A 25,347-nucleotide genomic window follows, 5' to 3' on the forward strand; every position below is an offset into this window, starting at 1 on the left:
CAGCGAGCCGGCGTTGACGCCGATCCGGATCGGCGTGCCGTGGTCCTTCGCCGCCTGGGCGATTTCCTTGACCTGGTCGTCGAACTTGCGGATGTTGCCCGGGTTCACCCGCACCGCGGCGCAGCCGGCCTCGATCGCGGCGAACACGTATTTGGGCTGGAAGTGGATGTCGGCGATCACCGGGATCTGCGATTTCTTCGCGATCGCGGGCAGCGCCTCGGCGTCGTCGGCCGACGGGCACGCGACGCGCACGATGTCGCAGCCCGCCGCGGTCAGCTCGGCGATCTGCTGCAGGGTGGCGTTGACGTCGGAGGTCAGCGTCGTGGTCATCGACTGCACCGAGATCGGGTGGTCGCTGCCGACCCCCACCGACCCCACCATCAGCTGGCGGGTCTTGCGACGCTCGGCGAGAACGGGCGGGGGCAGAGCGGGCATACCTAACGCGACGGTCACGCTTCCAGCGTACCCACCCCACCCGGGCACGGTTCAACGAAGTCAGCCGACGCGGTGAGCAGCGTTACCCCCGGTCGGGCGGCCGGGGACGCGCGCGTGACCCGCCAGGTGCGCGCGGTTACTGCAGGCGGATCGGATTGACGATGTCGGCCGTCACCGTGAGCAGCGTGACACCGCCGCCGATGACCACTAACACCATCGTGATCGCGGACAGCTTCGTGTAGTCGACCGGGCCGCCCGCGGGTTTGCCGCGCAGGCCGCGCAGCCAGTCGCGCACCCGCTCGTACCAGACGATCGCGATGTGCCCGCCGTCCATCGGCAGCAGCGGCAGCAGGTTGAACACGCCGATGAAGAAGTTCAGGCTGGCCAGCAGCAGCAGGAACACCTGCCACAGCCCGGCCTCGACCGCCTCGCCGCCGAGCCTGCTCGCGCCGACGACGCTGACCGGGGTGTCCGGGTCGCGCTCGCCGCCGAAGATCGAGTTGAAGACCGCCGGGATGCGCTTCGGGAAGGCCATCAGCCCGTCCCACGTGCGGGCGAACATGTCGCCGGTGAACGACGCCGCGCCGCCGAACGCGCCGAGCGGGCTGTACTGGATGCTCCGCGCGACCCCGACGCCGACCGCGCCGACCGATTCGGTGCCGCCGTTCGCGGCCGGGCGGGTCACCTTCGGCACGTCCACGACGAACGTCTCCTGCTTCCCGCCGCGGTCCACGACCACCGGGACCTTCCCGGAGACCGCCTTGACCTGGGTCACCATCGCGTCCCAGGTCGGCGTCGGCTTGCCGGCCACCGAGACCACGACGTCGCCGGGCAGCAGGCCCGCCTTCTTCGCCGGGGCCGGGTCGCCGGGCTGGCAGACCGGGTTGTTGACCTGCTCGACCGTGGTGCCGCCGCGCACGCAGTCCGAAATGGTCGAAACGATCGGCTTCTGGTCCACGTTCGGCAGGCCCATGGTCGCGGCCATGACGAACAGCACGATGAAGCCGAGCAGGAAGTGCGTGATGGAGCCGGCCGACATCACGACGGTCCGCTTCCAGGCCTTGAACCGCCACATCGCGCGCGGGGCCTCTTCCGCGGTGACCTCGTCGAGCGCGGTCATGCCGGCGATGTCGCAGAAGCCGCCGAGCGGGATCGCCTTGAGGCCGTACTCGGTCTCGCCGCGCCGGAAGGAGAACACCGTGGGCCCGAAGCCGACGAAGTACCGGCGGACCCGCATCCCGAACATCCGGGCGGTGACCATGTGGCCCGCTTCGTGCAACGCGACCGAAACACAGATCGCGAGCGCGAAGAGCACCACGCCGATCACATAGGCAAGCACGGGCCCTGCACCTCACCCCTCAGCCGCGGCCCGCGATGCGGTGGCGGCAGGTTCGTCGTCTTCCACGGCTCCAGGCGGTGAGACCACCCGAGAAAGTTCCGGGTTCAAGTATCCGCCGCCAGCGTGAAACCAGTGTTGCATCGACCGGCGCGGCTTCGCGCACCGGTCGCGCTCATCCCAGCAGCTCGGCGGCCCGGGTGCGCGCCCACTGCTCCGCAGCCAGCACGTCCGCGACGTCGCGGGGTTCGCGCCGCCATTCGTCCGCGTCGGACACCACCTGTGTCACCGTGTCCACAATCGACAGGAACTTGGCCTTGCCCGCCAGGAACGCGGCCACCGATTCCTCGTTCGCCGCGTTGTAGACCGCCGGGAGGCAACCGCCCGCGGTACCCGCCTCGCGCGCCAGCTCGACGGCGGGGAACGCCTCGTTGTCGACCGGTTCGAAGGTCCAGCTCGCCGCGGTGTCCCAGGAGCACGCGGCGGCCGCGCCCGGCACGCGATGTGGCCAGTTCAGCGCCAGCGCGATCGGCAGCCGCATGTCCGGCGGGCTGGCCTGGGCGATCGTGGAGCCGTCGGTGAAGGTGGCCATCGAGTGCACGATCGACTGCGGGTGCACCGTCACGTCGATCCGCGAGGGTTCGATGCCGAACAGCAGCGACGCCTCGATCAGCTCCAGGCCCTTGTTCACCAGGGTGGCCGAGTTGATGGTGATCAGCGGGCCCATCGACCACGTCGGGTGCGCCATCGCCTGTTCGACGGTGACCTCGCCGAGGTCCGCGCGCTTCTTTCCCCGGAACGGACCGCCGGACGCGGTGAGCACGAGCCGCGCGACCTCGTTGTCCTCGCCGGAACGCAGCGCCTGCGCCATCGCCGAATGCTCGGAGTCGACCGGCACCAGCTGTCCCGGCTTCGCCGCGGCGAGCACCAGCGGACCGCCGGCGATGAGGGATTCCTTGTTGGCCAGTGCGAGCGTCGCGCCGGTGGCGAGCGCGCGCAGCGTCGGGTCGAGGCCCTGCGAACCGGGCAGCCCGTTGAGCACGACGTCGACCGGCATCGATTCGATCAGCTCGGCCACCGCGTCCGCGCCGGCGAGGATGCGCGGGAGGCGGAACTCGCCCTTCGCGTACCCCCTGCGCTGGGCCTCGGCGTACAGCGCGAGCTGCACGTCTTCGACCGCCGTGGGCTTCGTCACGGCGATGGCCGCTACTTCGTGCGCGATCGCTTGCTGGGCGAGCGCCGCCGGATCGGAACCTCCGGCGGCGAGGCCGGAGACGGTGAACAAATGCGGATTACGTGCGGCGACGTCGAGCGCCTGGGTTCCGATGGACCCGGTGGAGCCCAGCACGAGGATGCTTCGCGAAGTAGTCATCAGCAAGCATTATGGCCCGGGTCGTGTCCGCGTGGCGGCCAGCGGTGTGGGATCATGCGAGGGCACAACGTCAGGCGGTTTGAAGGAGTGGTCGTGGCAGGCAAGGCGGTCGAGAAGCGCCCCGAGGTCGACCCGCGCGACGAGCCGTCGGCGGAGTGGGGCTGGCACGGCTCGTTCCCGAAGGCCACCCGCATCGCGGGCTGGGTGTCCGCGGCCATCCTGCTGGTGATGATCAAGGGCAACCACGAGAACAACACCGAGAACGTGTGGCTCGTCGGACTGGCCGCATTCCTCGTCCTGCTCCTGCTGCTCGACCTGCGCAAGAGCCGCACCGCCTGGCGCAAGTAAGCCCTGGCGCCGGCGGCCCCGGATTCGCTAGTTTCCGGGCCCATGAAGCCACGCTGGGCCGCGCTCGCGGCCGCCGTCATCGCCGGTCTTTCCCTGTGCACCGCGGCCCCGGCCAGCGCTGCCCCCGCGGTGAAGCCGCCGGTGGTGAGCTGCACCTTCACGCCGACGCCGGACAACCCGGCGGCGCGTCCCGTGCTGCGCCCGCTGCCGTTCGCGCTCACCCGCGGGACGCTCGACGTCACCTTCCACTACAACTACGGCCCGGTCACCGTGCGGCTCAACCGCGCCGGGGCGGCCCCGTGCGCCGTCGCGAACATGACCAGCCTGGTGCTGCAGCACTTCTACGACCGTTCGCAGTGCTGGCGGCTGTCGAACTCCGCGCGCCTCGGCGTCCTGCAGTGCGGCGACATCTACGAGGTCGAAAAGGGCGGACCGGGCTACAAGTTCCCGGACGAGGTCACCGGAGCCGAGACCTACGAGCGCGGCACCGTCGCGATGGGCAACCAGGGCCCCGGCACCAACGGCAGCGAGTTCTTCATCGTGCACTCGTTCGCGCACATCCCGGCGAACTACTCGGTGCTCGGCAAGGTGGTGCGCGGCATGGAGGTCCTCGATCGGATGGTCGCCGACGGCATCATCCCGACCGACCCGAACGGCCCGCTCGACGGCGCGCCCAAGCACCCGGTGAAGATCCGCTCGGTCAGCTTCGGCTGGTGAGCCTGCAGGCCCGCAGGAAGACGCTGACGCACCGGCCGCGTACGTGAACCGAAGCCCCGTGCCTCACCAGTACTCGTCGGGGTTGGCCACGACATCCCGCGCCAGCTCACGCACCTGAACACGGTCATCGTCCGCCAACGAAGCGATCACCGCCCTCGACTCAGGCGTGTCGATATGCAGCAACGCATCCATCGCCTCCAGCGCGACGTCGTAGTCCGCAAACCGCTGCGACCGCCAGCCGATTGCCCGAGCGAGCACCCCCACAGAATCGGGCGAAGCCAGGTCTGAAAGCGCAGAGACCACGTTGGCTGTTCCGCGGAGCGAAATCGATCGCTATCACATACCAGGAGAACTCTGCCCAGTCGCCGGTACGGAAACTGTCCCGCAACGCGGCTTCATCACAACTTTCTCCACCTCCGCACAGGTAAGCATCAGCCCACAAAACCCTTCAGCTCGTCATATCGATATCCGAGGATTAGCTGCGTTCGACCTGAGAGCGTCCGGTGAAGATCCGCTCGGTCAGCTTCGACTGGTGACGCCCGGCGCGTAAGCGCGCAGGAAAACGCCGACGCCGGACCGGACCAGCGCTTCCCAGTCCTCCCCCGGTTCGGCCGCGGCGGCGCTGCCCGCGGTGAGCTGCACGAGGTGCACCGCGGCCAGCGACGGGTCGTCCAGCTCGAGGCGGCCTTCCGCGGCGAGCCTGCGGAGATGCCCGGCCAGCGCCAGCCGTACCCGGGTCGGGCCGCGTTCCTTCCACGCGGCGACCGTTTCCGGAGCGATGTGGTCCAAATCCGCCTGGATCTGGCGCACCAGCGCCCAGTGCGGTTCGGTTTCCGGATCGCGTTTCGCCCACTGGAGGCCGAACTCGACGAGGTCGGCATCCAGGTCGGCGATCCGGCCGAGGAGCTTGTCCGCGACCGCGATCTGCCGCTGCGCGACCCGGTCCGAGCTGTCCAGGATCACGGCCCGGAAGAGCCCGGCCTTGTCGCCGTAGTGGTTGTAGATCGTCCGCGACGACACCCCGGCCTCGGCCGCGAGCACGTCGATGCTGGCGCGCGAGTAGCCGTCCCGCGCGAACACCCGCAGGGCGCCGTCGAGCAGAGCGCGTTGTTTGTCCGTCCGCACCGGCTCAGTATGCCGAAGTACAACGACCGTTGCAAAAACTACAACGAGCGTTGTACCTTCGGGACATGACTTCTCCGCTTCGCATCGCCGTCGTCTCCGGAAGCACCCGCCCTGGCCGCCGGGCGACGCAGGTCGCCGAATGGACCCGCGCCCGCGCCGCCGCCTTCCTCGGCGACCGGGCCGAGGTGCGGGTGCTCGACCTCGCCGAAATCGACCTGCCGTTCCTGGACGAGCCGTTGCCCGCCGCGATCGGCGGCTACCGCAACGACCACACCCAGCGCTGGGCCGAACTGATCGACGGCTTCGACGGCTTCGTTTTCGTGACGCCCGAGTACAACCACTCCATGCCCGCGGCGCTCAAGAACGCCATCGACTTCCTGTTTTCCGAATGGGCCGACAAAGCCGCCGGTTTCGTCAGCTACGGCACCAACGGCGGCACGCGCGCGGTGGAACACCTCCGGCTGACGCTCGCCGAGGTGAAGGTCGCCTGCGTGCGCTCGCAAGTCGCGCTGGGACTGTTCACCGACTTCGCCATCCCGGACATGGCCGAGCCCGGCACGTTCACTCCCGCCGAGCACCACGAAGGCATCCTGACGCGGATGCTCGGGGAACTTGTCGACTGGTCGACCGCGCTGCGCACCCTGCGAGCTTCGCGATGACCACCGTCGCCGCTCCCATCGACCGCGCGACGTGGCGGATCTGCTGGATCATCGTGTTCGGCGCGTTCGCGAGCGGACTCGACGCGTCCGTGGTGACGATCGGCCTCGACTCGATCAGCAGCGATCTGGGCGCGGATCTCTCGGTGACGCAATGGGTCGCGAGCGGTTACCTGCTCGCGCTCGCCCTGTCGCTCCCCTTGACCGGCTGGCTCGCGCGACGTTTCGGCGCCGGCCGCGTGTGGCTCGTCGCGCTGGCCGCGTTCACCGTGACGTCCGGCTTGTGCGCGGCCGCGCCGGACGTCGTGCTGCTCATCGCTTTCCGGTTCCTGCAAGGCTTGGCGGGCGGTGTCCTGATCCCGGCCGGGCAAACCGTTCTGGGACAACAGGTCGGCGCCGCACGGCTGGGCCGGGTGATGGCGACGCTCGGGATCGCGGTGAGCGTCGCGCCCGCGCTCGGCCCGCTCGCCGGAGGCCTGATCCTGCACGGGCTTTCGTGGCCGTGGCTGTTCCTGATCAACCTGCCGATCGGGGCGGTCGGCCTGGTTCTCGGCCTCCGGTACGTGCCGCGCGGCTCCCGCGAGAACCCTGGCGGGATCGATTTCGTCGGCCTGGCCCTGATCGCTGCCGGGCTGCCGTTGGTCCTCTACGCCATCACGACGTGGGGCGACACCGGGCAACTCGAGTGGCCGATTCTGGTGCCCGGTCTCGTTTTGCTGGTGTGGTTCGTGCGGCGACGGCATCCGCGTCCGCTGCTGGACTTTTCCCTGTACCGCAACCGGCTTTATCGTGCCGCCAGCCTCGCCGCGGCTTTCAACGGGGCGCTGATCTTCGGCAGCGGGATCGTGGTGACGCTGTATTTTCAGCTGGGTCGGCACCTGGATTTCGTTGACACCGGCCTGAGTTTGCTCGGTTTCGCCGGTGCCACGGCAGCGATCGCGCCGGTGACTGGGCGAGCGGTGGATCGGTACGGCGCCGCACCGGTCGCGTTGGTGGGCGCGGTGCTGGCAGTGGTGTGCACGGCGCCGTTCGCGTTCCTGCCCGTGGACGCGCCGGGTGTTCTCGTGCAGATTCTGCTTGCCGGGTATGGGGCTTCGGTGGCTTTGGTGAGCATGCCGATGGGGATCGCGGCTTACAAGACTGTTGAACCGTCCCGGCTTCCGGACGCGGCCGCGCAGGTGACGATCCTGCTGCGGGTGGGCGGCTCGCTCGGGGGCGCGGTGTTCGCGGTGCTGATCGCGGGACGGCTGCCGGACGTCGACGCGGCGTTCCGGCTGGGATTCGCGGCGATCAGCGTGGGAGCGGTGGGGGCGCTGGGGACGGCGTGGATGGTGCGGAGGGCCTCGTGAGCGGCACTCCGGTGAGAACCGGCATCGCCGCCCACGACATCATGACCGCATGAGCACACCCCCGGACGGTCTCCCCGTCTACCGAGTCCTCACCGGTCCCGACGACGCTGCCTTCTGCCGCCGGGTCAGCGAAGCCCTCGCACTCGGCTATCGCCTGCACGAGGGCCCCGCGTTGACCTTCAACGGCGAGAACGTGATCGTCGCCCAAGCCGTGCTGTGGCCCGCTACCGATCGCTCCGCGGAGACACCAGCTCGCTAGGCCCGCCGCCGGATTCCCCGGCCACCGCGGCCAGTTCCTCGCCCACCGACTCCGACGACTTCTTCGTGTCCTTCGTCAGCAGCGACGCCACCGCGCCGATCAGGCACACCACGATCGCGAAGCCGAACGCCACCGCCAGGCCGTCCTGGAACGGGCCCGAGATCAGGTTCGGGAAGAAGCTGCGTCCGGTCAGGAAGCTCGCCTGGTCGGCGGGCAGGTGGGCGAGCTGGCCGCCCAGCAGCTGCTGGATCGGGTTGTATCCGAGGAACGCCGCGAACAGCACCGCGACCGCGGGCAGGTGGGCGACCTGTTGCGCGGCCGCCTCGGGGACGCCGTGCTGGGTCAGGCCCTGCGACATCGCGATCGGCAGGTGGTCCGACAGGCCGGCGATGATCAGGCTGAAGAAGAAACCGATCGACAGCACCATCGCCGCGTTCTGGAAGGTCGTCATCATGCCCGCGCCGGAGCCTCGCGCGTCGGCGGGGAGACTGTTCATCACCTCGGCCCGGTTCGGCGAGGAGAACATGCCCATGCCGATGCCGTTGAGCAGCAGGATCCCGGCGAACGCCCAGTAGTCGAAGTTCACCGGCAGCAGCGTCAGCAACAGGAACGTGAGCGCGGTGATGACCAGGCCGCCGGAGGCGAGCGCGCGGCTGCCGATCCGGTCGGACAGGATGCCGGACGTCGGCGCGGCCACCAGGAAGCCGATGGTCAGCGGAAGCATGTAGATCCCGGCCCACAGCGGCGTCTGCTCGAAGGTGAAACCGTGCTGCGGCAGCCAGATTCCCTGCAGCCAGATGATCAGCACGAACTGCAGCCCGCCGCGCCCGAGCGACGCGGTCAGGTTCGCCAGGTTGCCCCAGCTGAACGAGCGGATCCGGAACAGCGACAGCCGGAACAGCGGGTTCGGCACCTTCGTCTCGATCACCACGAACGCGATCAGCACCGCGACCCCGCCGATCAGGCAGGACAGCACCATCGGGCTGCCCCAGCCGGTCTGCGACGTGCCGTACGGCTGGATTCCGTAGGTGATCCCGACCAGCACCGCGATGAGGCCGACCGCGAAGGTGATGTTGCCCCACCAGTCCATTTTTGCGTGCTGGCGGACGCCGGTGTCGTGCAGTTTGACGTACGCCCAGATCGTGCCGATGACGCCGAAGGGCACCGACACCAGGAAGATCAGGTTCCAGTTCACCGGCGCGAGCACGCCGCCGACGACGAGGCCGAGGAACGAGCCCGCGATCGCCGCGACGCCGTTCATGCCGAGCGCGAGCCCGCGCTGGTTGGCCGGGAAGGCGTCGGTGAGGATCGCCGACGAGTTCGCCATCAGGAACGCGCCGCCGACGCCCTGCACGATCCGCCAGCCGATCAGCCACAGCGCGGCCGCGTCGCCGTCGAACCAGGTGATCGCCAGCATGATCGAGGAAACGGTGAAGACGGCGAAGCCGAGGTTGTACATCCTGGCCCGGCCGTACATGTCGCCGAGCCTGCCGAACGCCACCACGAGCACCGCGGTGACCACGAGGAAGCCCATGATCATCCACAGCAGGTAGCTCGTGTTCGACGGTTCCAGGGGGTTGATGCCGATGCCCTTGAAGATGTCGGGCAGCGCGATCAGCACGATGGACGAGTTGATCGTCGCGATCAGCATCCCGAGCGTCGTGTTGGACAGCGCGATCCACTTGTACCGCGGACCGAGTTCCGCGATCGAATACGTCCTGCGCTCCGCCACTGTCGAAAACCCCTCTCCCAGCCGTTCCCTTAGCTAGGCTAAGCAAGTTGCTTGCGGTAGGCAACCAACAAAAGAAAACGACTGGGAGACAAGGGTCACAAACGGATGACTATCCTTTGTGGACTGTTTACTTTCACTCGGTCGAGTTACCGCTGGACGGGACCGCCGACGACCTTTCCGGGGTTCAGGATCCCGTGCGGGTCGAGGGCGTTCTTGACCGCGTGGTGCAGGTCGAGAACCGCTGGTCCCAGCTCCTTTTCGAGACCGGGCCGCTTCAGCAGGCCGACCCCGTGCTCGCCGGTCACCGTCCCGCCGAGTTCGAGCGCGTCGGCGACGATGTCGTCGAACGCGGCCTGCGCGCGGCGCTGCGCGTCGTCGTCCCCGGTGGGCGTGATCAGCAGCGGATGCAGATTCCCGTCGCCGATATGCGCGATATTGGCGATTTGCGTATTGTGCCGCTGCGCCGCCAGATCGATCCGGGCGAGCATTTCCGGCACCAGATGCGTCGGCACGCAGACGTCCTCGGTGAGCACCGGGCCGAGCCGTTCGAGCGCCGGGTACGCCAGCCGCCGGGCGGCGAACAACGCGTCCGCCTCGGCCTCGTCGGTCGACTGCGCGGCCCAGGTCGCGCCCGCCTTCTCGAAGCACTCCACCATCACCGCGGCCTCGTGCCCGCCCGGCACGTCGCTGCGGCCGAGCAGCACCACGTTCGCGTCGGCGGACAAGCCCATGTTCTTCCAGGCGTCGACCGCGGCGAGGCAATGCCGGTCCACCAGTTCCAGCGCCGACGGCACGATCCCGGCCGCGCGGATCGCCGCCGCTGCCTCCCCCGCCGCGACCGTCGAGTCGAAGTACCCCGCGACGGTCGCCTCCGCCGCGCGTTTCGCCCGCAGCCGCACGGTGATTTCGGTGATGACGCCGAGCGTTCCCTCCGAACCGACCATCAACCCGGCGAGGTCGTACCCGGCGACGCCCTTCGCGGTGCGGCGGCCGAGCCGGACGAGTTCGCCGGTGCCGGTGACGACCTGCAGCCCGAGGACGTAGTCGCGGGTCACGCCGTACTTCACGCAGCACACGCCGCCCGCGTTGGTCGCGACGTTGCCGCCGATCGTCGACCACGGCGAACTGGCCGGGTCCGGCGGATACCAGAGCCCGTGTTCCGCGCAGGCCGCGCGGAGATCGTCGTTGACCACGCCGGGTTCGACGACGGCGAGCCGTTCCACCGGGTCGATCTCCTTGATCTTGGTCATCCGGTCGGTCGCCAGCACGACGCAGCCGGCCAACGCGTTCGCGCCGCCGGACAATCCGGTTCCCGCGCCGCGCGGGACCACCGGGGTGCCGTGTTTGATGCATTGCCGCACGGTCGCCTGCACCTCGTCCGCGGTGCGCGGGCGGACCAGGACCGCCGGTTCGCCGTACGGGGCCCACTCCGCCTCGTCGTGCGCGAAGCTGCGCAGCACATCGGGGTCCCGCACGATCCGGTCGTCCGGCAGGACGGTGTGCAGGTCGTCGATCAGCATGGGGGCTCCCGTGTTCTTCCGGTCCGCATTTCCCCGTCAGGTTAGGTCGAAATCCGGGCGGCTCGTTCGACGTATCGGTGAGAGCGAGCTTCGAGGAGGCAGCCATGAACCGCACCGACACCACCGTCACCCGCCGCGGGATCTCGATGCTGCGTGCCGTCGCCGCCGGGCGCGGGCGGCTGACCTGCAGCTGCGAGCCGGATCTGTTCGTGGACGGCCTGCCGTGCAGCGACCAGTTCACCGCGCATGCGCTGGCGCGCGCCGGTCTGCTGCGCGCGCGGGAAACCGGGCCGTTCGGGCAGCCGGTGCCCGCCGTGCTGACCCCGGCCGGGGAAGCGCTGCTCGCCGCCGCCTGACCCGGCTACGCTGACCAGCGAGAAACGGGAGGGCGGAGCAGATGGCGTCCGGAGCATCCGGGACGGAGTCGGCGCGGCGCAGGCGGCGCACCACGGTGGCCCTCAAGGAGTCGCTGCGGGAACTGCGCAATCAGCTGTCGCTGCTGAACCACCAGGTCGGCGGGCGGCTGAAGCTCAAGGACGTCGACCTCGACTGCCTCGAACTGATCTCGACCGGCGGACCGCTGAGCCCGAGCGCGCTCGCCCGCCGCGCGGGTCTGCACCCGGCGACCGTGACCGGCATTCTCGACCGCCTGCAACGCGGCGGATGGGTGGTGCGCGAACGGGATCCCGACGCGGCCGACCGGCGCGCGGTCACCGTGCGGGCGGTGCCGGGCCGCACGCAGGAACTGTTTCGCGTGTACGGCGGGATGAACTCGGCGATGGACGACCTGTGCGCCGGGTACACCGAAGACGAACTCATGCTGATCGCCGGGTTCCTGCGCCGCACCGCCGAAGCGGGCCGGGCCGCCACCGAGGAGCTCTCCGGTAAATGACAGAAGGGCCTCGCCGCTTCGCCCGAGCGCGAAACGACGAGGCCCCGGTATCTGTGCGGCTCAGCTGTCGAGCGTGCCGTACACGATGATGTTGTCGAGATAGCTCTTCTTTTCGGCGTCGAACGCGCCGCCGCACGTGATCAGGCGGATCTGCGAGTCGGTCGTGTTGCCGTACACGGCTTCGGTGGGGAACGTCTTCTTCGCGATCTGGTCCACCTTGGTCACCGTGAACGTGGCCTTCGACCCGTCCTTGCGGCCGATGACGACCTTGTCGCCCTTCTTCATCTCGTGCAGCCGCCAGAAAATGCCCTTCTGGTGGTTGCCGTCGATGTGGCCGAGGACGACCGCCGGTCCGACCTGGCCCGGTTTGGGCCCGAAGTGGTACCAGCCCGCCTGCAGCGGCTGGTCCACCGGCGGCACCTGCACGGTCTTGTCGTCGTTGAGGCCGAGCGGCACCAGCGACGAATGCGCGTCGATGCTGGGAACGTCGAGCGAGACCGGGTCCGCGACCTGCTGCGCGGCCGCCGCGGAACTCGCCGGGGCGGCGGCCGGCGGAGCCTGGTCCGCCGAACCGCAGCCGAGGAGGGCGAAGTTCGCGACGAAAGCCAGCAGCAGCGCGAAAAGCCCGAACCGGGAACGCGTCACCGGGCGGTCACCGCGGCCAGCGTGCCGTCGCCGGTCTCCGGCGCGCCGACCGGCACGACCGTGACCTGTCCGGGGCCTTCGGCGGGCGGGGTGCCCGGCTTGCTCGGCTGGGTGGTCGGCGGCGTGGTGGGCGGGGTGGTCGGGTTGCCCGCGACCTTGGCGCAGGTGGCCGAGGCGAGGACGATGTCGCCCTTGCCGAGCGCGCCGGTGGCGGTGCCGCCGAGCAGCTTGACGTGCAGCGCGTTGACGGTGAGGCTGCCGTCGGAGTGCTTGATCTGCTCGTTGACGATCACCTGCAACACGCCGTCGATGCCGAGCTTCTGGTTCGGCTTGGTCGACACCGGGAGCTTGCCGATCTTGCCGAGGTCGAGGCCGGCCAGCTCGGACGAGGCGGTGATGCCGTCCGGGGTGGACTTGCACTCGGAGCTGATCACGCGGGCCTTGGGGGTGGAGCCGGCGAGCGGGGCGAGCACCGGGAGCGCGGCGTCGACGATCGAGGCCTTCGCGTCGACCGGGCCGTTGCTGCCGTCCTGCTTCGCCGAGCTGCTGATCACCTTGGCCGTGACCAGGCCCTTCAGCGGCACGTTCACCACCTGCGCGGACTCCGGGCCCTCGGTCGAGGAGGGCGCGATCTTGCCGGTGTCGACGGTGATTCCCTTGTCGCCGAGCACGCCGGGCAGCAGCGAGACCGAGGCGGACGCGCCGTAGGCCGAGCCGGCCGGCGCGTCGGCGGCGAGCGCCGGCGGGGCGACGGCGGCGGCGAGCAAAGCCAGCGCGGGAACGGCGACCGCGACGGTCCGTCCGCGCAGCAGGGCAGAACGCATGAATTGTCCTTCCGAACATCAAGAATGGAGCCGCCGCACGGATCCCCGAATCCACGCGTGACCGAGCACAACTGTCGGTCCCTGGCAGGCCGCGACATTATCAAGACGCCCGGGAAACGCAAAGCAAGATCCGTCGCGCACCGCGCCCGCCCGCCGGTTCCAGTGACCACAATTATCGCAATTTCACCACTAAAGAGTGATGTAACGCGGCGCTAGCTCCGCGGTTTTCTCACTCTGAGCTACCGGAACCGAGGCCCCGATGGCGGATTGCCCTTCGCCCCACCCGGAGGAGTGATCCTGCGGAGGGTATTCGTTGACCACCCTCCGCAATGTGACCGCTACCGCCTCCTGGAGCCGTCATTCCCGGTTCGCCAATTCGTCCCGCGACCGGGTTCCGGGCGGACGGAAATTGTCCACAATGGAATCAGCGGGAACGGAACGAGCGAACGGGAAAAAGGGTACGACTTTCTTGCCCAGGGCGGTGACCTGCGGCGACGCGCGATTGTGGACAGTCCGAAAAGGACTTCGGGCGCGTTCTCGGCTACTCCACGGCGACGGTCACCTGATAGAAAATCCCGGTCCGGTCCGGGAACACGAGCGCGCCGCGTTCGTCGACCATCTTCCAGAGGACGTGGCAGACGCCGGTGCCGGTCGGCGTCACCGGGACGCTCACCTCCACCAGTTGCCCCGGCTCGGCGTCCGGGACCGGGACGCGCGGCGGCGACGGGCACAGCACGGTGGTGCCGCCCGCGACCTGCAAGAAGCGGCTGCGCCACGGGACCGAGCCGGTGTTCTTCAGCCGCCAGATCTTCGTGAACGTCTGGCCGTAGCGGGCTTTCGCGCCGTCCGGGAAGGTGACGTCGCCGGGCAGGCCGTCGCCGCCGAAGCCGGACGAGTCGCCGGGCAGCGGGTAGTGCGGGGCGGCGGCTTCCTTGTCACGGGCGGACGGCGTGGCCAGGACCACGACGGCGGCCACGAGTCCGAGGACGACCAGCACGGTCGCGGCGACGACGATCGAACCCCAGCGGCGGGTCTTGGCCGCGGCCGGAGCGGCGGCCGGTTCGGGGGCGGCGGCCGGTTCGGGGGCTGCGGACGCAGCCGGAACGGCGGACGCATTGGGGACGGCGGCCGGTTCGGCGGGAACGGCGGACGGAGCGGGCATTGCCGGATCGGCGTCGGGCGGCGGTTCCGGCGCGGAGGAAGGTTCGCCCGCCGACGGCATCCGCTCCCCCGCACCGGGCCGATCGGCGGACGAAGCGCCTTCTGCCGAGTCAGAGCCCCACCCCGACTGCCCCTCGGTCGCCTCTTCCCAGCGCGCCAGCCACTCGCGGCGCACCGTCTCCTCCTCGCGGCCGAGGCCGGTCACCGCGAGGCTGCGGACGAACTCCCAGGTCGTCGGCCAGGACGGCGCGCTGCGGCCGCGCGTGGCGGCCGACAGGGCGGACTTCGACGCCGCCGCGCCGAGTTCCGTGCGCATGCGGTCGTAGGACGGGTCTCCCGCTTCCCGCTTCAGGTCCAGCAGAGCGCAAGCGAAACGGGCCACCGGGCCCGAGCCGGCGTCGGGCACGATGTGCTTGCGACCCCGGCGGGCCCCGGGCTGCCCGGGCGCGGGCTCGCTCATGACACCTCCAATGATCGACATCGACCCTTGGAGGTTGCCAGGCGGCCCGGGGCGGCGCAGCCCCGGGCCCGCCCGGCGAATCAGCCGCGGAGGCTCAGAGCTTGCAGCCCTTCTGGATGCGCGCGACCGTGTGGTCCGCGCCGATGTGGAACTTCTTCTTGCCGCTGGTGCCGCCGTTGGTGGTCATGCACTGGACGCTCAGCGCGCCGTCCATGTCCTTGAGCACGATGCCCGCGGACACCTTGTGCGAACAGTGGTTGTTGAAGTAGACGGTGACGTTCGTCAACCCGTCGCCCCAGGAGTAGTTGGCCTTCTTCCCGGACGGCTTCGTGCACTTGATGCTCGCGGTGTGCTTGCTCTGCGCGCTCGCCGGAGCCGCGGTGTCCGCCGACGCGGCGGGCGCGGCGATCCCGGCGAGTGCGATCCCCAGCGCGGAGGCGGCCATCAGCGTCTTGCCGATCTTCATGGGTGTTCCCCTCGGACGAATCGGAATGGAGTACAGCCGGGAAATCCCGGTGCACTCATCCCAGCGCGCCGTCCGTTTTGTCCTCAACCGCTCGCTGTCCACGGTCAATGTCCGGGGCTGTCCACGCAGGTCAGCGAATTGTCCACGGCTCAGTCAGCCGGGCCGCGCAATGTCAGGACGACGCGTAAGACGTGTTCGACCGCCGACTCGAACATCGCGGCGCGCAGTTCGCCGCGCGTCTCGAGGTTGCGCGCGGCGAAGTCGAGCATCCGTTCCGGTCCGGCGCGGCGGACGAGCAGCGCCGCGACCTCCTCGAGGTCGAGGCTCGGGTTGTCGAGCCGGGCGAGGGCGAACTCGATGATGAGCTCTTCGTCGGTCACACCTGTCAGGGTAATCACAAAGCGGGGTTCAGCCGTCGTTTCGATAGCGGCCGTAGGGATAAGCCTCGACCAGCGTCACCCGCACAAGCGCGCCACTCGGCACCTCGTACTCCCGCTGCTCCCCCGGCCTCGCGCCATGCAACGCCCGCCCGAGCGGCGAGTCCGGCGAGTAAACCTCCAGCCCGCCGCCCACCTCGTCGCGCGCGGCCAGCAGGAACGTCTCGGTCCCGCCGTCGTCGTAGCGGACCGTCAGGACCATCCCGGGCTCGGCGACCCCGTCGTCGGGCGGGTCCTCGCCGACGACCGCGTTCTGCAGCAGGTCCTGGAGCTGCCGGATCCGTGCCTGCCGGTGCTGCTGCCGGTCGAGCCGGTCGTGTTCGCCCGCGCCCTCGTCGAGGTCGGGTTCGCGTTGCAGGTCAGCGAGTTCCGCGGCGAGGCGGGCGTGCGCGTCGGCGGTCAGCCAGGGACGCGAAGAGGTCGTCGACATGAGAGGTGCCTTTCGGATGACGTCCGTGGGGGCCGGGCAAGCAGGAGGCGTCCAGCCCCCACGGACTTTCGAGGAGTCCCGCGGCGGTCAGCGGGGCTCGGGCTCGGTGCGGCGGTCGAGCACGCCGGCGTCGGCGGCGAACCAGCCCGCTGCCTTCACCAGGATGTCCCTTTCGGTGCGCAGCAAGGCGTTCTCCGCGCGGAGGAAGAGCAGTTCGGCGTGCTCGTCGCCGGTCAGCGGGACGGGTTCGGCGGACACGCGCGGGTCACCGCAGCGGGTCGAACGGCCGCAGCGCTTCCGGGAGCCTGCCGGTGACCATCTGCTCGGCGAGCAGCTTCCCGGTGACCGCGCCGTGGGACAGGCCCCACATGCCGTGCCCGCCCGCGACGTACATCCCGGGCGCGCCGGTCCGGCCGATCACCGGCCGCCCGTCGGCGCTGACCGGGCGCGAGCCGACCCAGACGTCGGTGCGCTGGTCCCAGCGCAGGCCCTTGAGCAGCGGCCGGGCCGAGGCGATGATCGCGTCGACGCGGGCGGGGTACAGCGGGTCGTCCGGCTTGCGGAACTCCATCGTCCCGGCCACCCGCAGCCCGCCTTGGTACGGCGTGCACGCGACCCGGATGTCGGGCAGGTACATCGGGCTCGGCACCGGCTCGTCGGTCGGCACGGTGAAGGAGTACCCGCGGCCGGCGCGCACCGGGACGCGCACGCCCCACTTGCGCGCCAGCTCGCCCAGCCAAGCGCCGGTCGCGAGCACGACGGCGTTGGCGTTGACGGTCTGCCCGTTCGCCGACAGGACGGTGTAGGCGTACTCGTGCCGGCGGATCGCGGCGACCTCGAACCGGTGCCGGATCGTGCCGCCTCGGCTGACCACCGCGCGGGCGAGCGATTCGACGAACCGGCCGGGGTCGACGTACCGCTGTCCGTCGAGCCGGATGCCGGCCCCGATCCGGTCGGTGACCTGCGGGAAGTGCTCGCGCAGCTCCGGTCCGGCGAGCTGGGTCCAGGACACCTTCTGCCCGGCGTCGCCGAGCCGGTCCAGTTCCTTGACCAGCGTTTGCGCCTTGTCCGAAGTCTCGAACAGGGCGGTGATGGGCGCGTCGATGGTCGGCGCGTCCACGCCGTTCGCGGTCAGGATGTCGAACGCTTCGAGGCATTCCTCGTTGAACGGCAGGTTCGCGCGCACCGCGCGGTTCCAGGACCGGTGGGTGCAGTTCGCCGCGAAGCGAGCGAGGAACTGCCACAGCCGAGGGTCCGGGGTGGCCGGGACGTGCAGCGGAGCCTGCCGGTCGAGCAGGGTGCGCAGGCCGTAGCGCAGGACGGCGGGTTCGTTGAGCGGGATCGCCAGTCCGGGCGAAAGCCAGCCCGCGTTGCCCCAGGACGAGCCCGCCGCGATGCCCTCGCGGTCGACGACGGTCACCCGCACGCCGCGTTCCTGCAGGAACCAGGCGGTCGACAGGCCGACGATGCCCGCGCCGACCACGATCGCCGAACGCGGCCCGCCGTCCTTCCGGTCGAGATCGCCCATGTGTTCCTCCGCCGATGCCGTGCCGCTGGTTGTGCTGGTGCGGCCAGGATGACCCGGATCCGGCGGACGGGCTTTGTCGAGTTCGGCCAAACGGATCAGGCCCGTTTGTCCGGATCGGTCAATCCTGCGGATCGGCGACGGCCAATTCGATGATCATCGCCAGCCGTTTCGCGGGCAGATCGAGCCGCAGCGGCGTCACGTCGGCCATCTTCCGCAGCCGGTAGCGGATGGTGTTGGGGTGCACGCCGAGCCGTTCGGCGGCCTCGGTGAGATCGCCCTGGGTCTCGAGCCACGCGCGCAGGGTCGCGACGTAGCTGGTCGAGTTGGCCGCGTCGTGCCGGGCCAGATCGGCGATCGGACCGCGCGCCGGGGCTCGTCCCGCTGCCGCCGCGGCGCGCAGGCGGAGGATCAGGATGTCGTCCCAGGACTCGTCGTACGCGACGGTCGCGCCGGGTTTCGGGCGGACGTCGTGCAGCGCCAGGCACTCGTCGGATTCCCGCCTGCTCGCGGGCAGGTCCGCGGTGGACGCGGGCGCGCCGATCCCCGCCGCGACCGTGACCTGCGCGGGCAGCGCGTCGCGGATCCCGCCGATCCACGCGCGGGCGGTTTCGACGTCCTCACCGGGCAGAACGGTGTAGACGGTGTTGCTGAACAGCGTGCTCCGGCCCGGCCGCGACCAGCCGAACCCGGTGGTCGCGCGCTCGAACGCGAGCAGCAGCGCGGCGTGCCGTTCGTCGGCGATGTGCGCCTGGAGCGCGACCACGCGGAACCGGCCGGGCGGCAAACCGAGCCTGCTCAGCACGGCCGCCGCGTCCGGAGTGCCCTCCAGCAGACGGATCACCAGGTCCGATTCGACCTGCCGTTCGAGGTCGGCGCTCGCTCGCGACCGCAGCAGGTGCAGCCCGACCGTGCGGGAACTGTCGTGCAGGACGGTGCGCCGGACGTCGGACAGCGGCTCCTCGCACTCCACCCAGATCGACCCGAGCGTCTCGCGTCCGGCCCGGACCGCGACGACCATGCGCCCGGTGAGCCCGTGCTCGGGATCGGCCTCGACGAACAACGGCTCGTCCGAAACGGCGAGATGCGCGAACACGCCGCGGCGCTCGAACAGCTCGCGCACCTGGTCCGGCACTCGCCGCCCGAGGATCGTCTCCAGCCGCACGCGGTCCGCGCCCTGCTGACGACTGGAGTACGCGAGCACGCGGGACAGCTGGTCCTCGATGGTGACCGCGCTGCCGAGTGCGTCGGCGAGGCTGTCGGCCAGCGCGAACAAGTCGGTCGGCCCGCGGCCGGATTCCGTCTCGCGGCCTTCGAGCACCAGGCCGTAGACCACGCCGGCGAGCTGTCCCCACGACACTTCCGGGTCCACGAGCAGCACCGCGACCTGGCTGTCCACCTCGGGTCCCGGCGGCGTCACTCCCCGCACCAGCACCACCGACGCCCGTGCTTGAGCGGCCCGTTCGACGGCTTCCGCCACCGAATCGACGCCGACCGCGAGGTAGACGTCGCCGCGCAACTCGCGCGGGTCGGCGGGGTCGTCCATCACCACGTCCCGCAACGCCGCTTCGCGCGCGACGGGACAGCAGCACAACCGCGCGCCGTACCCACCGAGGACGTTGACGAGCCGATCCAGCGTGACCATGCCCTGTTCATACCTGACGTATCGTGGGGGGTCATGCGAGCGCGGGTCGAGGACGTGCACGAGCTGGCGCTGGGGATGCCCCACGTCACGGTGGTGCGCGGCTCGCAGGAAAACCCCGTCTACCAGGTCGGCGGCAAGTCGTTCGTGTTCTTCCGGACGCCGCGACCCGACGCTTTTGACCCGGAGACTGGCGAACGGTATCCGGACGTGATCGTGTTCTGGGTGCCGTCCGAATCGGACAAGCAGGCCCTGGTCCAGGACCCGGACAGCCCGTTTTTCACCACTCCGCACTTCGACGGCCACCTGTCGGTGCTGATCCGCGCCGCGCATCTGGGCTCGTTGACGCGGCAGGAACTGGCCGAGGTCGTCGAGGACGCCTGGCTGTCCCGAGCGTCACCGCGCCGGCGCGAAGCGTGGCTGGCCGGGACTCGGGCTCGGTAAGCGATCAGGAATCAAGAAGCATCCGGGGTGGCGCCGGATTTAGCGTTTACCGCATGACCTCCTTCGAATTTGTCACCCTGGACGTTCCCGATGTCGCCGCCGCCGAGCGCTTCTACACCGCCGCGTTCGACCTGGGCGACCGTCTCCGCTTCCGGCAGGCCTCCGCGCCGAGCACCGGTTTCCGCGGATTTACCTTGTCGCTCACCGTTTCCCAGCCCGCGAACGCCGTCGCTTACCTGGAGGCTGCCCTCGCCGCGGGCGCCACCTCGCTGAAGCCGGCGGCCAAGTCGCTGTGGGGTTTCGGCGGAGTGGTGCAGGCCCCCGACGGCGCGATCTGGAAGGTCGCGACTTCCACGAAGAAGGACTCCGGCGCGGGAGTCCGGGAATACGACCAGATGGTTTTGCTGCTGGGCGCGTCGGATGTGGCGGCGACCAAGCAGTTCTACGTCTCGCACGGGCTCGCGGTCGGCAAGAGCTACGGACGCAAGTACGTGGAATTCGAGACGAGCCCGATCAAGCTGGCGCTTTACGGCCGGAAGGCGTTGGCAAAGGACGCCGGTGTGCCGGAAGAGGGCTCCGGCGCGCATCTTCTGACCATAGGCGGGGACGCGGGACGGATCACGGACCCGGACGGGTTCGCTTGGGAGACTTCGGTTCTGGCCGAGTGAGGGGCGCGGGGTCGTGAGTGTTCATGCCGGTGAGAACCGGCGTAAACACTCACGAGAACACGCTCAGCGCGCCCCGCTTTCCGGGCAATAACCGGAACACAGCAACACCATTCGCGTGAACTGCCCGTCCGCGTCGTCGTCCACGTATGCCTGCTGTTCCACCGCGAACCACCCCTCGCCGAGCCGTTCCGCTCGCACTCGTGCCCGCCAGCGCAGGTGCAGTCGCGGGCCGACCCGGTCCACCTCGCCCTCGGCGAGTTCGAAGTCGTCGACCTCGCCGAACCAGTGGGTGAACGCGGCGATGATCTCGGCGGGTCCGTGGAATTCGCGCAATCCCGGCGGCAGCAGGGCGGTCAGCCGCACCGCACTGTCCATTGCGGACGACATCCGCGCGAAGTCCTGTCTGCTCAATGCTTCGATGAAGGCGCCCGCTCGGGAGATGCGGGAGGCCTGGAGTTGTGTAGTCATGCCTCAGGTTTACGGCGCGCCGCACCGCCGGGGATCGGGCAACTGCCCGATCTTTCACCCGGTCAGCCCGCGGCGCATCGCGACCAACGCGGCCTGCGTCCGAGTCGTCACCCCGAGTTTCGCGTAAATGTGCTCCAGATGCGTCGAAACCGTCTTGCGGGACACCGTGAGCGCGGCGGCGATCTCCGGATTCGAGAGTCCGCGAGCCAGGTGCAGCAGGACCTCGGTCTCCCGCGCGGTCAACCCGTCCGGCGTCCGGCGGACCCGCTGACCTGCCGCTGCCAGAACCGCGCTCACCGCATCGGGATCGAGACGTCCGGCGCGGGCTTCGGCGGTCAGCACCTGCGCGGCCGCGTCGGGAACCAGCGGCGCGCGGTGCGGACGTGGTTCGCCGAGTGCGTGGTAGACGTCGGCGGCGGCGAGAACCCGGGACGGCATCGGCAGGGCGTCGCCGGAAAGTCCGTGCGGATAACCGGAACCGTCGAGGCGTTCGTGGTGGTGCGCCGCGCAGCGGGCGACCGCGGCGAGGCCAGGCATTCCGGCGAGCATCCGTTCGGTCAGGTACGGATGCGTGCGGGCGCGTTCGGCCTGCGCGAGCGACCACGGCCGGGTCGCGTTCCAGATCGCGCTCGGGACGCCGATCATCCCGATGTCGTGCACCCAGCCCGCGCGCCGGACCAGCCGGACGTCCGGCGCCGGGAGACCGAGCCGGGTCGCGCCGTCCGCGGCGAGTGAAGCGACTCCGCGGGAATGCCCCAGCCGCGGCGGGGATTTGAGGTCGGCGAAGTCGGCGAACGCCTGCAATGCGCGGTCGAGTTCGTCCTCAGTCAGCTGCGCGCCGAGCCTCGGGTCGAGGGCGATGACCTCGTCCCAGGCCTGGATCCGGTCCAGTTCGGCCAGGATGTCGCCGCGGTGGTTCAGGAAGCAGTCGACCAGCTCCGGATCGAACTGGGTGCCGCGGCGTTCCCGGGCGACGGTGACCGCGCCGTCGACGCCCGCGCTGTCGTGGAAAGCCTCGACGTTGTCGGCGAGCTGCACCAGCCGGATCGCCGGGTCGAGGTCCGCGCCGCCGGCGTCGCCGGGGACGCCGCGGCCGTCCCAGCGTTCGAAGGACTGCAGCAGCGGACGGCAGACGTCCTCGCCGAGGTCGAGCCGTCCGGCCAGTTCGCTCGCGCCTTGGCAGTGCGCCTGCATGACCTGCTGCACCGACCGGCCCGCCGTCGCGAGGAACCGGCCCACGAGCGCGGCGCGGCGGAGTCGCGGACCGCCGCGGCCGAGGTGCCGCAGGACGAACATCGCCATCGCGACCCCGGCGAGGTCGCCGTCGTGGCTGTCGGCGTACAGCTCGGTCTCGTCGCCGAACAGCTCGGCCAGCTCGCTGGTCTCGGCGGCGCAGCCCACCCAGGTCAGCAGTGACGTGTAGTAAGCCGCCGCGCGCACGCTGTCGTCGGCGCCCGCCGCGTCGGCCAGCCGCAGGGCGATCACGGTCTGCCGCAGCACCCGCTCCATCGGGCGGCCCATGCCGAGATCGGCCACCAGCGACAGAGTGGCGACCAGCTCGGACAACCGCACCGGCGCGGCGTTGCTCACCCCGGAAAGTCGCCGCTGAAACTCCCGCTGTTACGCCGGACGGGGCAGCGCCGACTTCCAGGCAGAGTCCGGAGGTGCGCCATGGCGACCGAGGTGCCGACGTTCTGCCCGCTGTGCGTGTCGAGGTGCGGGGCTACCGCGACGGTCGAGGACGGGCGGCTGCTCGCGCTCCGCCCGCTGCCCGGCCATCCGACCGGTGCCGCGATCTGCGTCAAAGGCAAAGCCGCGCCGGAGATCGTCGCGCATCCGGACCGGCTGTTGCATCCCCTTCGCCGCACCGCCCCGAAAGGCGCGGCCGACCCCGGATGGGAGCGCGTCAGCTGGGACGAAGCACTGGCGACGATCGCGTCCCGGCTGACCGCGATCGCGGAGGAATCGGGTCCGGAAGCGGTGGTGTTCGGCAGTTCCTCGCCCTCGACGTCGGCGATGTCGGACACCGTCGAATGGCTGACCCGGCTCCGGCGCGCCTTCGGGAGTCCCAACTTCGTCAGCTACATGGAACTCTGCGGCTGGGGCCGCCACCTCGCCACGCTCTACACCTGGGGCGAGCCGGTCCCCGGCGCTTACCTGCCCGATCTCGAGAACGCGCAGTGCATCCTCTACTGGGGCTACAACCCGTCGGTCTCGCGGCTCGCGCACGCTACCGCGACCACCGCCGCGCTGCGGCGAGGGGCCAAGCTCGTCGTCGTCGATCCCCGGCGCGCCGGGCTGGCGAGCAAGGCCGACGAATGGCTGCGCGTCCGCCCCGGCACGGACGCGGCGCTGGCGTTGTCGCTCACGCACGTGATGATCGAGAATGATTGGTACGACAAGGAATTCGTCGAACGGTGGACCAACGCGGCGAAACGGGTCAGCCCGTCTCGCCGGGTCTGGGACCTGATCGCCGAGGAGTGCGCGAAGTACCCGCCCGAGGTCGCGGAGGAGATCACCGGCGTGCCCGCGGAGCAGATCGTCGCCACGGCCCGGCTCCTCTGGGAACACCGCCCGGTCGCGTTCTACACCTGGAGCGGACTGGAGCAGCACAGCAACGCGACCCAGACCGTACGCGCCATCGGCCAGCTCTACGCGCTCACCGGATGCATCGACGCGCCCGGCGGGAACGTGCTGTTCACGCCCGTGCCGACCAACCCGGTCGACGGCCGGGAGCTGCTGGTGCCCGAGCAGCGCGCCAAGACCATCGGGGTGCGGGAGCGTCCGCTCGGACCCGCCCGGTTCGAGTTCGTCACCGGCGAGGACCTCTACCGCGCGGCGCTGGACGGCGTGCCTTATCGGGCCCGGGCGCTGGTCAACTTCGGCGGCAACCTGGTCATGGCCCACGGTGACAGCGCGCGAGGCCGGGACGCTCTCCGTGCGTTGGATTTCTTTGTCCACACGGATTTGTTCCTCAACCCGACCGCGGAACAAGCAGACCTCGTGCTGCCCGCGACGAGTGCGTGGGAGACCGAAGCGCTGCGGATCGGTTTCGAGACCAGCCAGGCCGCGCAGTCGACTGTCCAATTGCGACAGCCGCTGGTCGCCGCCCGCGGCGAGGCGCGGCCGGATCTGCGGATCATCTTCGACCTCGCCGTCGCGCTCGGAGTGGGCCATCAGTTTTTCCACGGCGACATCGAGGCGGCCTGGCGACACCAGCTCGAGCCCAGCGGCCTCACCCTCGAACAGCTGCGCGCCGCCCCGGAAGGAATCCGCCTGCCGTTGCGGACGGTCTACCGCAAGTACGAACGAAGCGGTTTCCAGACGCCGTCCGGGCTGGTCGAATTGTACTCAGAACCGTTGCGGGCACACGGATATCCGCCGCTGCCAACCTTCGCCGAACCGTCGATCAGTCCGCGGTCCCGGCCGGATCTGGCGACGCGCTACCCGTTGATCCTCACCTGCGCGAAGTCGCTGTTCTTCTGCGAAACCCAGCACCGGGAAATCATCAGCCTGCGCAAATCCGCACCCGATCCGGTCGTCGAACTCCATCCCGAAACCGCCGCGGACCGGGGAATCTCCGCCGGGGATTGGGTGCGGCTGGAGACGCCGTTGGGGAGAATCCGCGCGAAGGCGAAGTTCAACGGCAACCTGCGCCCCGACGTCGTGTGCGGACAGCACGGCTGGTGGCAGCCCGCCGCCGGACTCGGCCAGCCCGGCTACCCGCCGTTCGGCGACGACAGCGCGAACCTCAATCTCGTGCTGAGCCAAGGCCCGAGCGACCCGACCAGCGGCAGCTCGCCACTGCGCGCTTCGCTGTGCGAGATCACCAAAGACGGCTAGCCCAGAGCCCGCGAAAGCGCACCCAAGCTGATGTCGACGATCGCGCGGAGCTGCTTCTGGCTCACCCCAGCCCGGCTCATCACCGCCAACGACTGGTTGACCGCCGCGAGGTGCACGGCGAAATCATCCGCGTCAGGCACCTTCCCGGCACGCAAGGCGGTCCGCAGCCGCGTGTGCTGACGGCCCAGCACTTCGGTCGCGCGCGCCGCGATGCCCGGGCTCAGCACCGGGATCGCCATCGCGGTCTGGGCGACGAGACATCCGTCCGGCACTTCGGGGTCAGCGATGCGGTTCAGCGTGACATCGAAGAACTCCCGTATCGCGCCCAGCGGTTCCTCGGCCGCCTTCGCCAGAGCTTGGTCGTACCTGTCCCCGTAGCGCGTCGCGTACCGGTCCAGGCAGCGCAGATACAGCGCGTCCTTGTCGCCGAGCGAGGAGTAGATGGAACTGCGGTTCAGCCCGGTCGCCTTTGAGAGGTCGTCGAGCGAGGTGTCGGCGTATCCGGCTCGCCAGAACTGGACCATCGCCGCGTCGAGTGCGACGTCCACATCGAACTGCTTCTTCCCGGCCATCTGCCCAGCGTAGCGCATCTT

29 protein-coding genes are annotated in these 25,347 nt (G+C 69.9%); 10 read left to right on the forward strand and 19 right to left on the reverse strand.

Features of this window, described 5'->3' with window-relative positions:
* The 3 genes from EIZ45_RS35475 to dxr form a co-directional block, all read right to left on the reverse strand.
* Window positions 1–453 (reverse strand): flavodoxin-dependent (E)-4-hydroxy-3-methylbut-2-enyl-diphosphate synthase (locus EIZ45_RS35475; protein ID WP_167756655.1); only part of this gene is annotated, 453 nt, incomplete at its 3' end.
* Window positions 454–571: 118 nt separating this feature from the next.
* Window positions 572–1,774: an RIP metalloprotease gene (locus tag EIZ45_RS35480; protein ID WP_134668094.1), complete on the reverse strand. Its 1,203-nt coding sequence runs from the start codon at window positions 1,772–1,774 to the stop codon at window positions 572–574.
* A 172-nt stretch (window positions 1,775–1,946) separates the two neighbouring features.
* Entirely contained in the window at window positions 1,947–3,143 is a 1,197-nt protein-coding gene (gene dxr / locus EIZ45_RS35485) for a 1-deoxy-D-xylulose-5-phosphate reductoisomerase (RefSeq protein ID WP_134668093.1), read from the reverse strand.
* 93 nt (window positions 3,144–3,236) lie between these two features.
* Here dxr and EIZ45_RS35490 point away from each other — a divergent pair, with 93 nt between their 5' ends.
* Both EIZ45_RS35490 and EIZ45_RS35495 read left to right on the forward strand, forming a co-directional pair.
* Window positions 3,237–3,491 (forward strand): DUF2631 domain-containing protein, encoded by a 255-nt coding sequence (locus EIZ45_RS35490; RefSeq protein ID WP_037810410.1) that lies wholly within the window; start codon window positions 3,237–3,239, stop codon window positions 3,489–3,491.
* A 42-nt stretch (window positions 3,492–3,533) separates the two neighbouring features.
* Window positions 3,534–4,208, forward strand: coding sequence for a peptidylprolyl isomerase (locus EIZ45_RS35495; RefSeq protein WP_134668092.1), 675 nt, complete (start codon window positions 3,534–3,536; stop codon window positions 4,206–4,208).
* Window positions 4,209–4,271: 63 nt separating this feature from the next.
* On the opposite strand, the gene EIZ45_RS35500 is transcribed toward EIZ45_RS35495, so the two are convergent.
* Both EIZ45_RS35500 and EIZ45_RS35505 read right to left on the reverse strand, forming a co-directional pair.
* The gene (locus tag EIZ45_RS35500; protein ID WP_134668091.1) at window positions 4,272–4,511 is read right to left on the reverse strand and encodes a hypothetical protein; all 240 of its coding nucleotides are present in this window, start codon (window positions 4,509–4,511) and stop codon (window positions 4,272–4,274) included.
* A 216-nt stretch (window positions 4,512–4,727) separates the two neighbouring features.
* Window positions 4,728–5,333, reverse strand: coding sequence for a TetR/AcrR family transcriptional regulator (locus EIZ45_RS35505; protein WP_134668090.1), 606 nt, complete (start codon window positions 5,331–5,333; stop codon window positions 4,728–4,730).
* Window positions 5,334–5,398: 65 nt separating this feature from the next.
* Between EIZ45_RS35505 and EIZ45_RS35510 the strand changes: the two genes are divergently transcribed.
* The 3 genes from EIZ45_RS35510 to EIZ45_RS35520 are packed head-to-tail and all read left to right on the forward strand — an operon-like array spanning window position 5,399 to window position 7,597.
* Window positions 5,399–5,992: an NADPH-dependent FMN reductase gene (locus EIZ45_RS35510; RefSeq protein ID WP_134668089.1), complete on the forward strand. Its 594-nt coding sequence runs from the start codon at window positions 5,399–5,401 to the stop codon at window positions 5,990–5,992.
* Window positions 5,989–7,338 carry a DHA2 family efflux MFS transporter permease subunit gene (locus EIZ45_RS35515; protein ID WP_205670234.1) on the forward strand — a complete coding sequence of 450 codons (1,350 nt, stop codon included), beginning with the start codon at window positions 5,989–5,991 and terminating at the stop codon, window positions 7,336–7,338. The genes EIZ45_RS35510 and EIZ45_RS35515 overlap by 4 nt, the downstream gene beginning before the upstream one ends.
* Before the next feature lie 49 nt (window positions 7,339–7,387).
* Window positions 7,388–7,597, forward strand: coding sequence for a DUF1737 domain-containing protein (locus tag EIZ45_RS35520; RefSeq protein WP_043827737.1), 210 nt, complete (start codon window positions 7,388–7,390; stop codon window positions 7,595–7,597).
* On the opposite strand, the gene EIZ45_RS35525 is transcribed toward EIZ45_RS35520, so the two are convergent.
* Both EIZ45_RS35525 and EIZ45_RS35530 read right to left on the reverse strand, forming a co-directional pair.
* Window positions 7,563–9,329, reverse strand: a complete 1,767-nt coding sequence (locus tag EIZ45_RS35525; RefSeq protein WP_037810399.1) for an MFS transporter — start codon at window positions 9,327–9,329, stop codon at window positions 7,563–7,565. The two genes, EIZ45_RS35520 and EIZ45_RS35525, sit on opposite strands and share 35 nt — an antisense overlap.
* A gap of 146 nt (window positions 9,330–9,475) precedes the next feature.
* On the reverse strand, window positions 9,476–10,849 hold the full coding sequence (locus EIZ45_RS35530) for an FAD-binding oxidoreductase (RefSeq protein WP_134668088.1): 1,374 nt from the start codon (window positions 10,847–10,849) through the stop codon (window positions 9,476–9,478).
* A gap of 104 nt (window positions 10,850–10,953) precedes the next feature.
* Here EIZ45_RS35530 and EIZ45_RS35535 point away from each other — a divergent pair, with 104 nt between their 5' ends.
* Together EIZ45_RS35535 and EIZ45_RS35540 are read left to right on the forward strand one after the other, a co-directional pair.
* The gene (locus EIZ45_RS35535; RefSeq protein WP_134668087.1) at window positions 10,954–11,205 is read left to right on the forward strand and encodes a hypothetical protein; all 252 of its coding nucleotides are present in this window, start codon (window positions 10,954–10,956) and stop codon (window positions 11,203–11,205) included.
* Between the two features lie 41 nt (window positions 11,206–11,246).
* Entirely contained in the window at window positions 11,247–11,741 is a 495-nt protein-coding gene (locus EIZ45_RS35540) for a MarR family transcriptional regulator (protein ID WP_134668086.1), read from the forward strand.
* 60 nt (window positions 11,742–11,801) lie between these two features.
* On the opposite strand, the gene EIZ45_RS35545 is transcribed toward EIZ45_RS35540, so the two are convergent.
* From EIZ45_RS35545 to EIZ45_RS35580, 9 genes are all read right to left on the reverse strand, one after another.
* Complete coding sequence (locus EIZ45_RS35545) at window positions 11,802–12,386, reverse strand: class F sortase (RefSeq protein WP_037810391.1); 585 nt, start codon at window positions 12,384–12,386, stop codon at window positions 11,802–11,804.
* Window positions 12,383–13,210, reverse strand: coding sequence for a choice-of-anchor P family protein (locus EIZ45_RS35550; RefSeq protein WP_043827742.1), 828 nt, complete (start codon window positions 13,208–13,210; stop codon window positions 12,383–12,385). The genes EIZ45_RS35545 and EIZ45_RS35550 overlap by 4 nt, the downstream gene beginning before the upstream one ends.
* 541 nt (window positions 13,211–13,751) lie before the next feature.
* Complete coding sequence (locus EIZ45_RS35555; RefSeq protein WP_134668085.1) at window positions 13,752–14,831, reverse strand: NBR1-Ig-like domain-containing protein; 1,080 nt, start codon at window positions 14,829–14,831, stop codon at window positions 13,752–13,754.
* A gap of 94 nt (window positions 14,832–14,925) precedes the next feature.
* Window positions 14,926–15,297: a hypothetical protein gene (locus EIZ45_RS35560; protein WP_051728743.1), complete on the reverse strand. Its 372-nt coding sequence runs from the start codon at window positions 15,295–15,297 to the stop codon at window positions 14,926–14,928.
* A gap of 149 nt (window positions 15,298–15,446) precedes the next feature.
* Window positions 15,447–15,677: a hypothetical protein gene (locus EIZ45_RS35565; RefSeq protein WP_037810389.1), complete on the reverse strand. Its 231-nt coding sequence runs from the start codon at window positions 15,675–15,677 to the stop codon at window positions 15,447–15,449.
* Window positions 15,678–15,705: 28 nt separating this feature from the next.
* Window positions 15,706–16,164, reverse strand: a complete 459-nt coding sequence (locus EIZ45_RS35570; protein ID WP_043827743.1) for a GreA/GreB family elongation factor — start codon at window positions 16,162–16,164, stop codon at window positions 15,706–15,708.
* A gap of 87 nt (window positions 16,165–16,251) precedes the next feature.
* A complete protein-coding gene (locus tag EIZ45_RS46280; RefSeq protein WP_037810387.1) occupies window positions 16,252–16,422 on the reverse strand; it encodes a hypothetical protein in 171 nt (56 codons plus the stop codon).
* 7 nt (window positions 16,423–16,429) lie between these two features.
* Complete coding sequence (locus tag EIZ45_RS35575) at window positions 16,430–17,692, reverse strand: FAD-binding oxidoreductase (RefSeq protein WP_134668084.1); 1,263 nt, start codon at window positions 17,690–17,692, stop codon at window positions 16,430–16,432.
* A gap of 118 nt (window positions 17,693–17,810) precedes the next feature.
* The gene (locus EIZ45_RS35580) at window positions 17,811–19,334 is read right to left on the reverse strand and encodes a CdaR family transcriptional regulator (RefSeq protein ID WP_134668083.1); all 1,524 of its coding nucleotides are present in this window, start codon (window positions 19,332–19,334) and stop codon (window positions 17,811–17,813) included.
* A gap of 33 nt (window positions 19,335–19,367) precedes the next feature.
* On the opposite strand from EIZ45_RS35580, the gene EIZ45_RS35585 reads away from it, so the two are divergent.
* Both EIZ45_RS35585 and EIZ45_RS35590 read left to right on the forward strand, forming a co-directional pair.
* Complete coding sequence (locus EIZ45_RS35585) at window positions 19,368–19,775, forward strand: MmcQ/YjbR family DNA-binding protein (protein WP_134668082.1); 408 nt, start codon at window positions 19,368–19,370, stop codon at window positions 19,773–19,775.
* 53 nt (window positions 19,776–19,828) lie between these two features.
* Window positions 19,829–20,443 (forward strand): glyoxalase, encoded by a 615-nt coding sequence (locus EIZ45_RS35590; protein ID WP_134668081.1) that lies wholly within the window; start codon window positions 19,829–19,831, stop codon window positions 20,441–20,443.
* Window positions 20,444–20,506: 63 nt separating this feature from the next.
* Here the strand turns inward: EIZ45_RS35590 and EIZ45_RS35595 are convergent, their stop codons facing one another.
* On the reverse strand, window positions 20,507–20,911 hold the full coding sequence (locus EIZ45_RS35595) for a nuclear transport factor 2 family protein (RefSeq protein ID WP_134668080.1): 405 nt from the start codon (window positions 20,909–20,911) through the stop codon (window positions 20,507–20,509).
* Between the two features lie 54 nt (window positions 20,912–20,965).
* Window positions 20,966–22,501: an HD domain-containing phosphohydrolase gene (locus EIZ45_RS35600; RefSeq protein ID WP_134668079.1), complete on the reverse strand. Its 1,536-nt coding sequence runs from the start codon at window positions 22,499–22,501 to the stop codon at window positions 20,966–20,968.
* Between the two features lie 81 nt (window positions 22,502–22,582).
* Here EIZ45_RS35600 and EIZ45_RS35605 point away from each other — a divergent pair, with 81 nt between their 5' ends.
* Complete coding sequence (locus EIZ45_RS35605; protein ID WP_134668078.1) at window positions 22,583–24,754, forward strand: molybdopterin-dependent oxidoreductase; 2,172 nt, start codon at window positions 22,583–22,585, stop codon at window positions 24,752–24,754.
* Here EIZ45_RS35605 and EIZ45_RS35610 read toward each other — a convergent pair.
* Window positions 24,751–25,326, reverse strand: a complete 576-nt coding sequence (locus tag EIZ45_RS35610; protein ID WP_134668077.1) for a TetR/AcrR family transcriptional regulator — start codon at window positions 25,324–25,326, stop codon at window positions 24,751–24,753. The genes EIZ45_RS35605 and EIZ45_RS35610 overlap by 4 nt on opposite strands.
* Window positions 25,327–25,347 lie beyond the last annotated feature (21 nt).

The organism is Amycolatopsis sp. CFH S0740, assembly GCF_004522315.1.
GTDB classification, from domain to species: domain Bacteria; phylum Actinomycetota; class Actinomycetes; order Mycobacteriales; family Pseudonocardiaceae; genus Amycolatopsis; species Amycolatopsis nivea.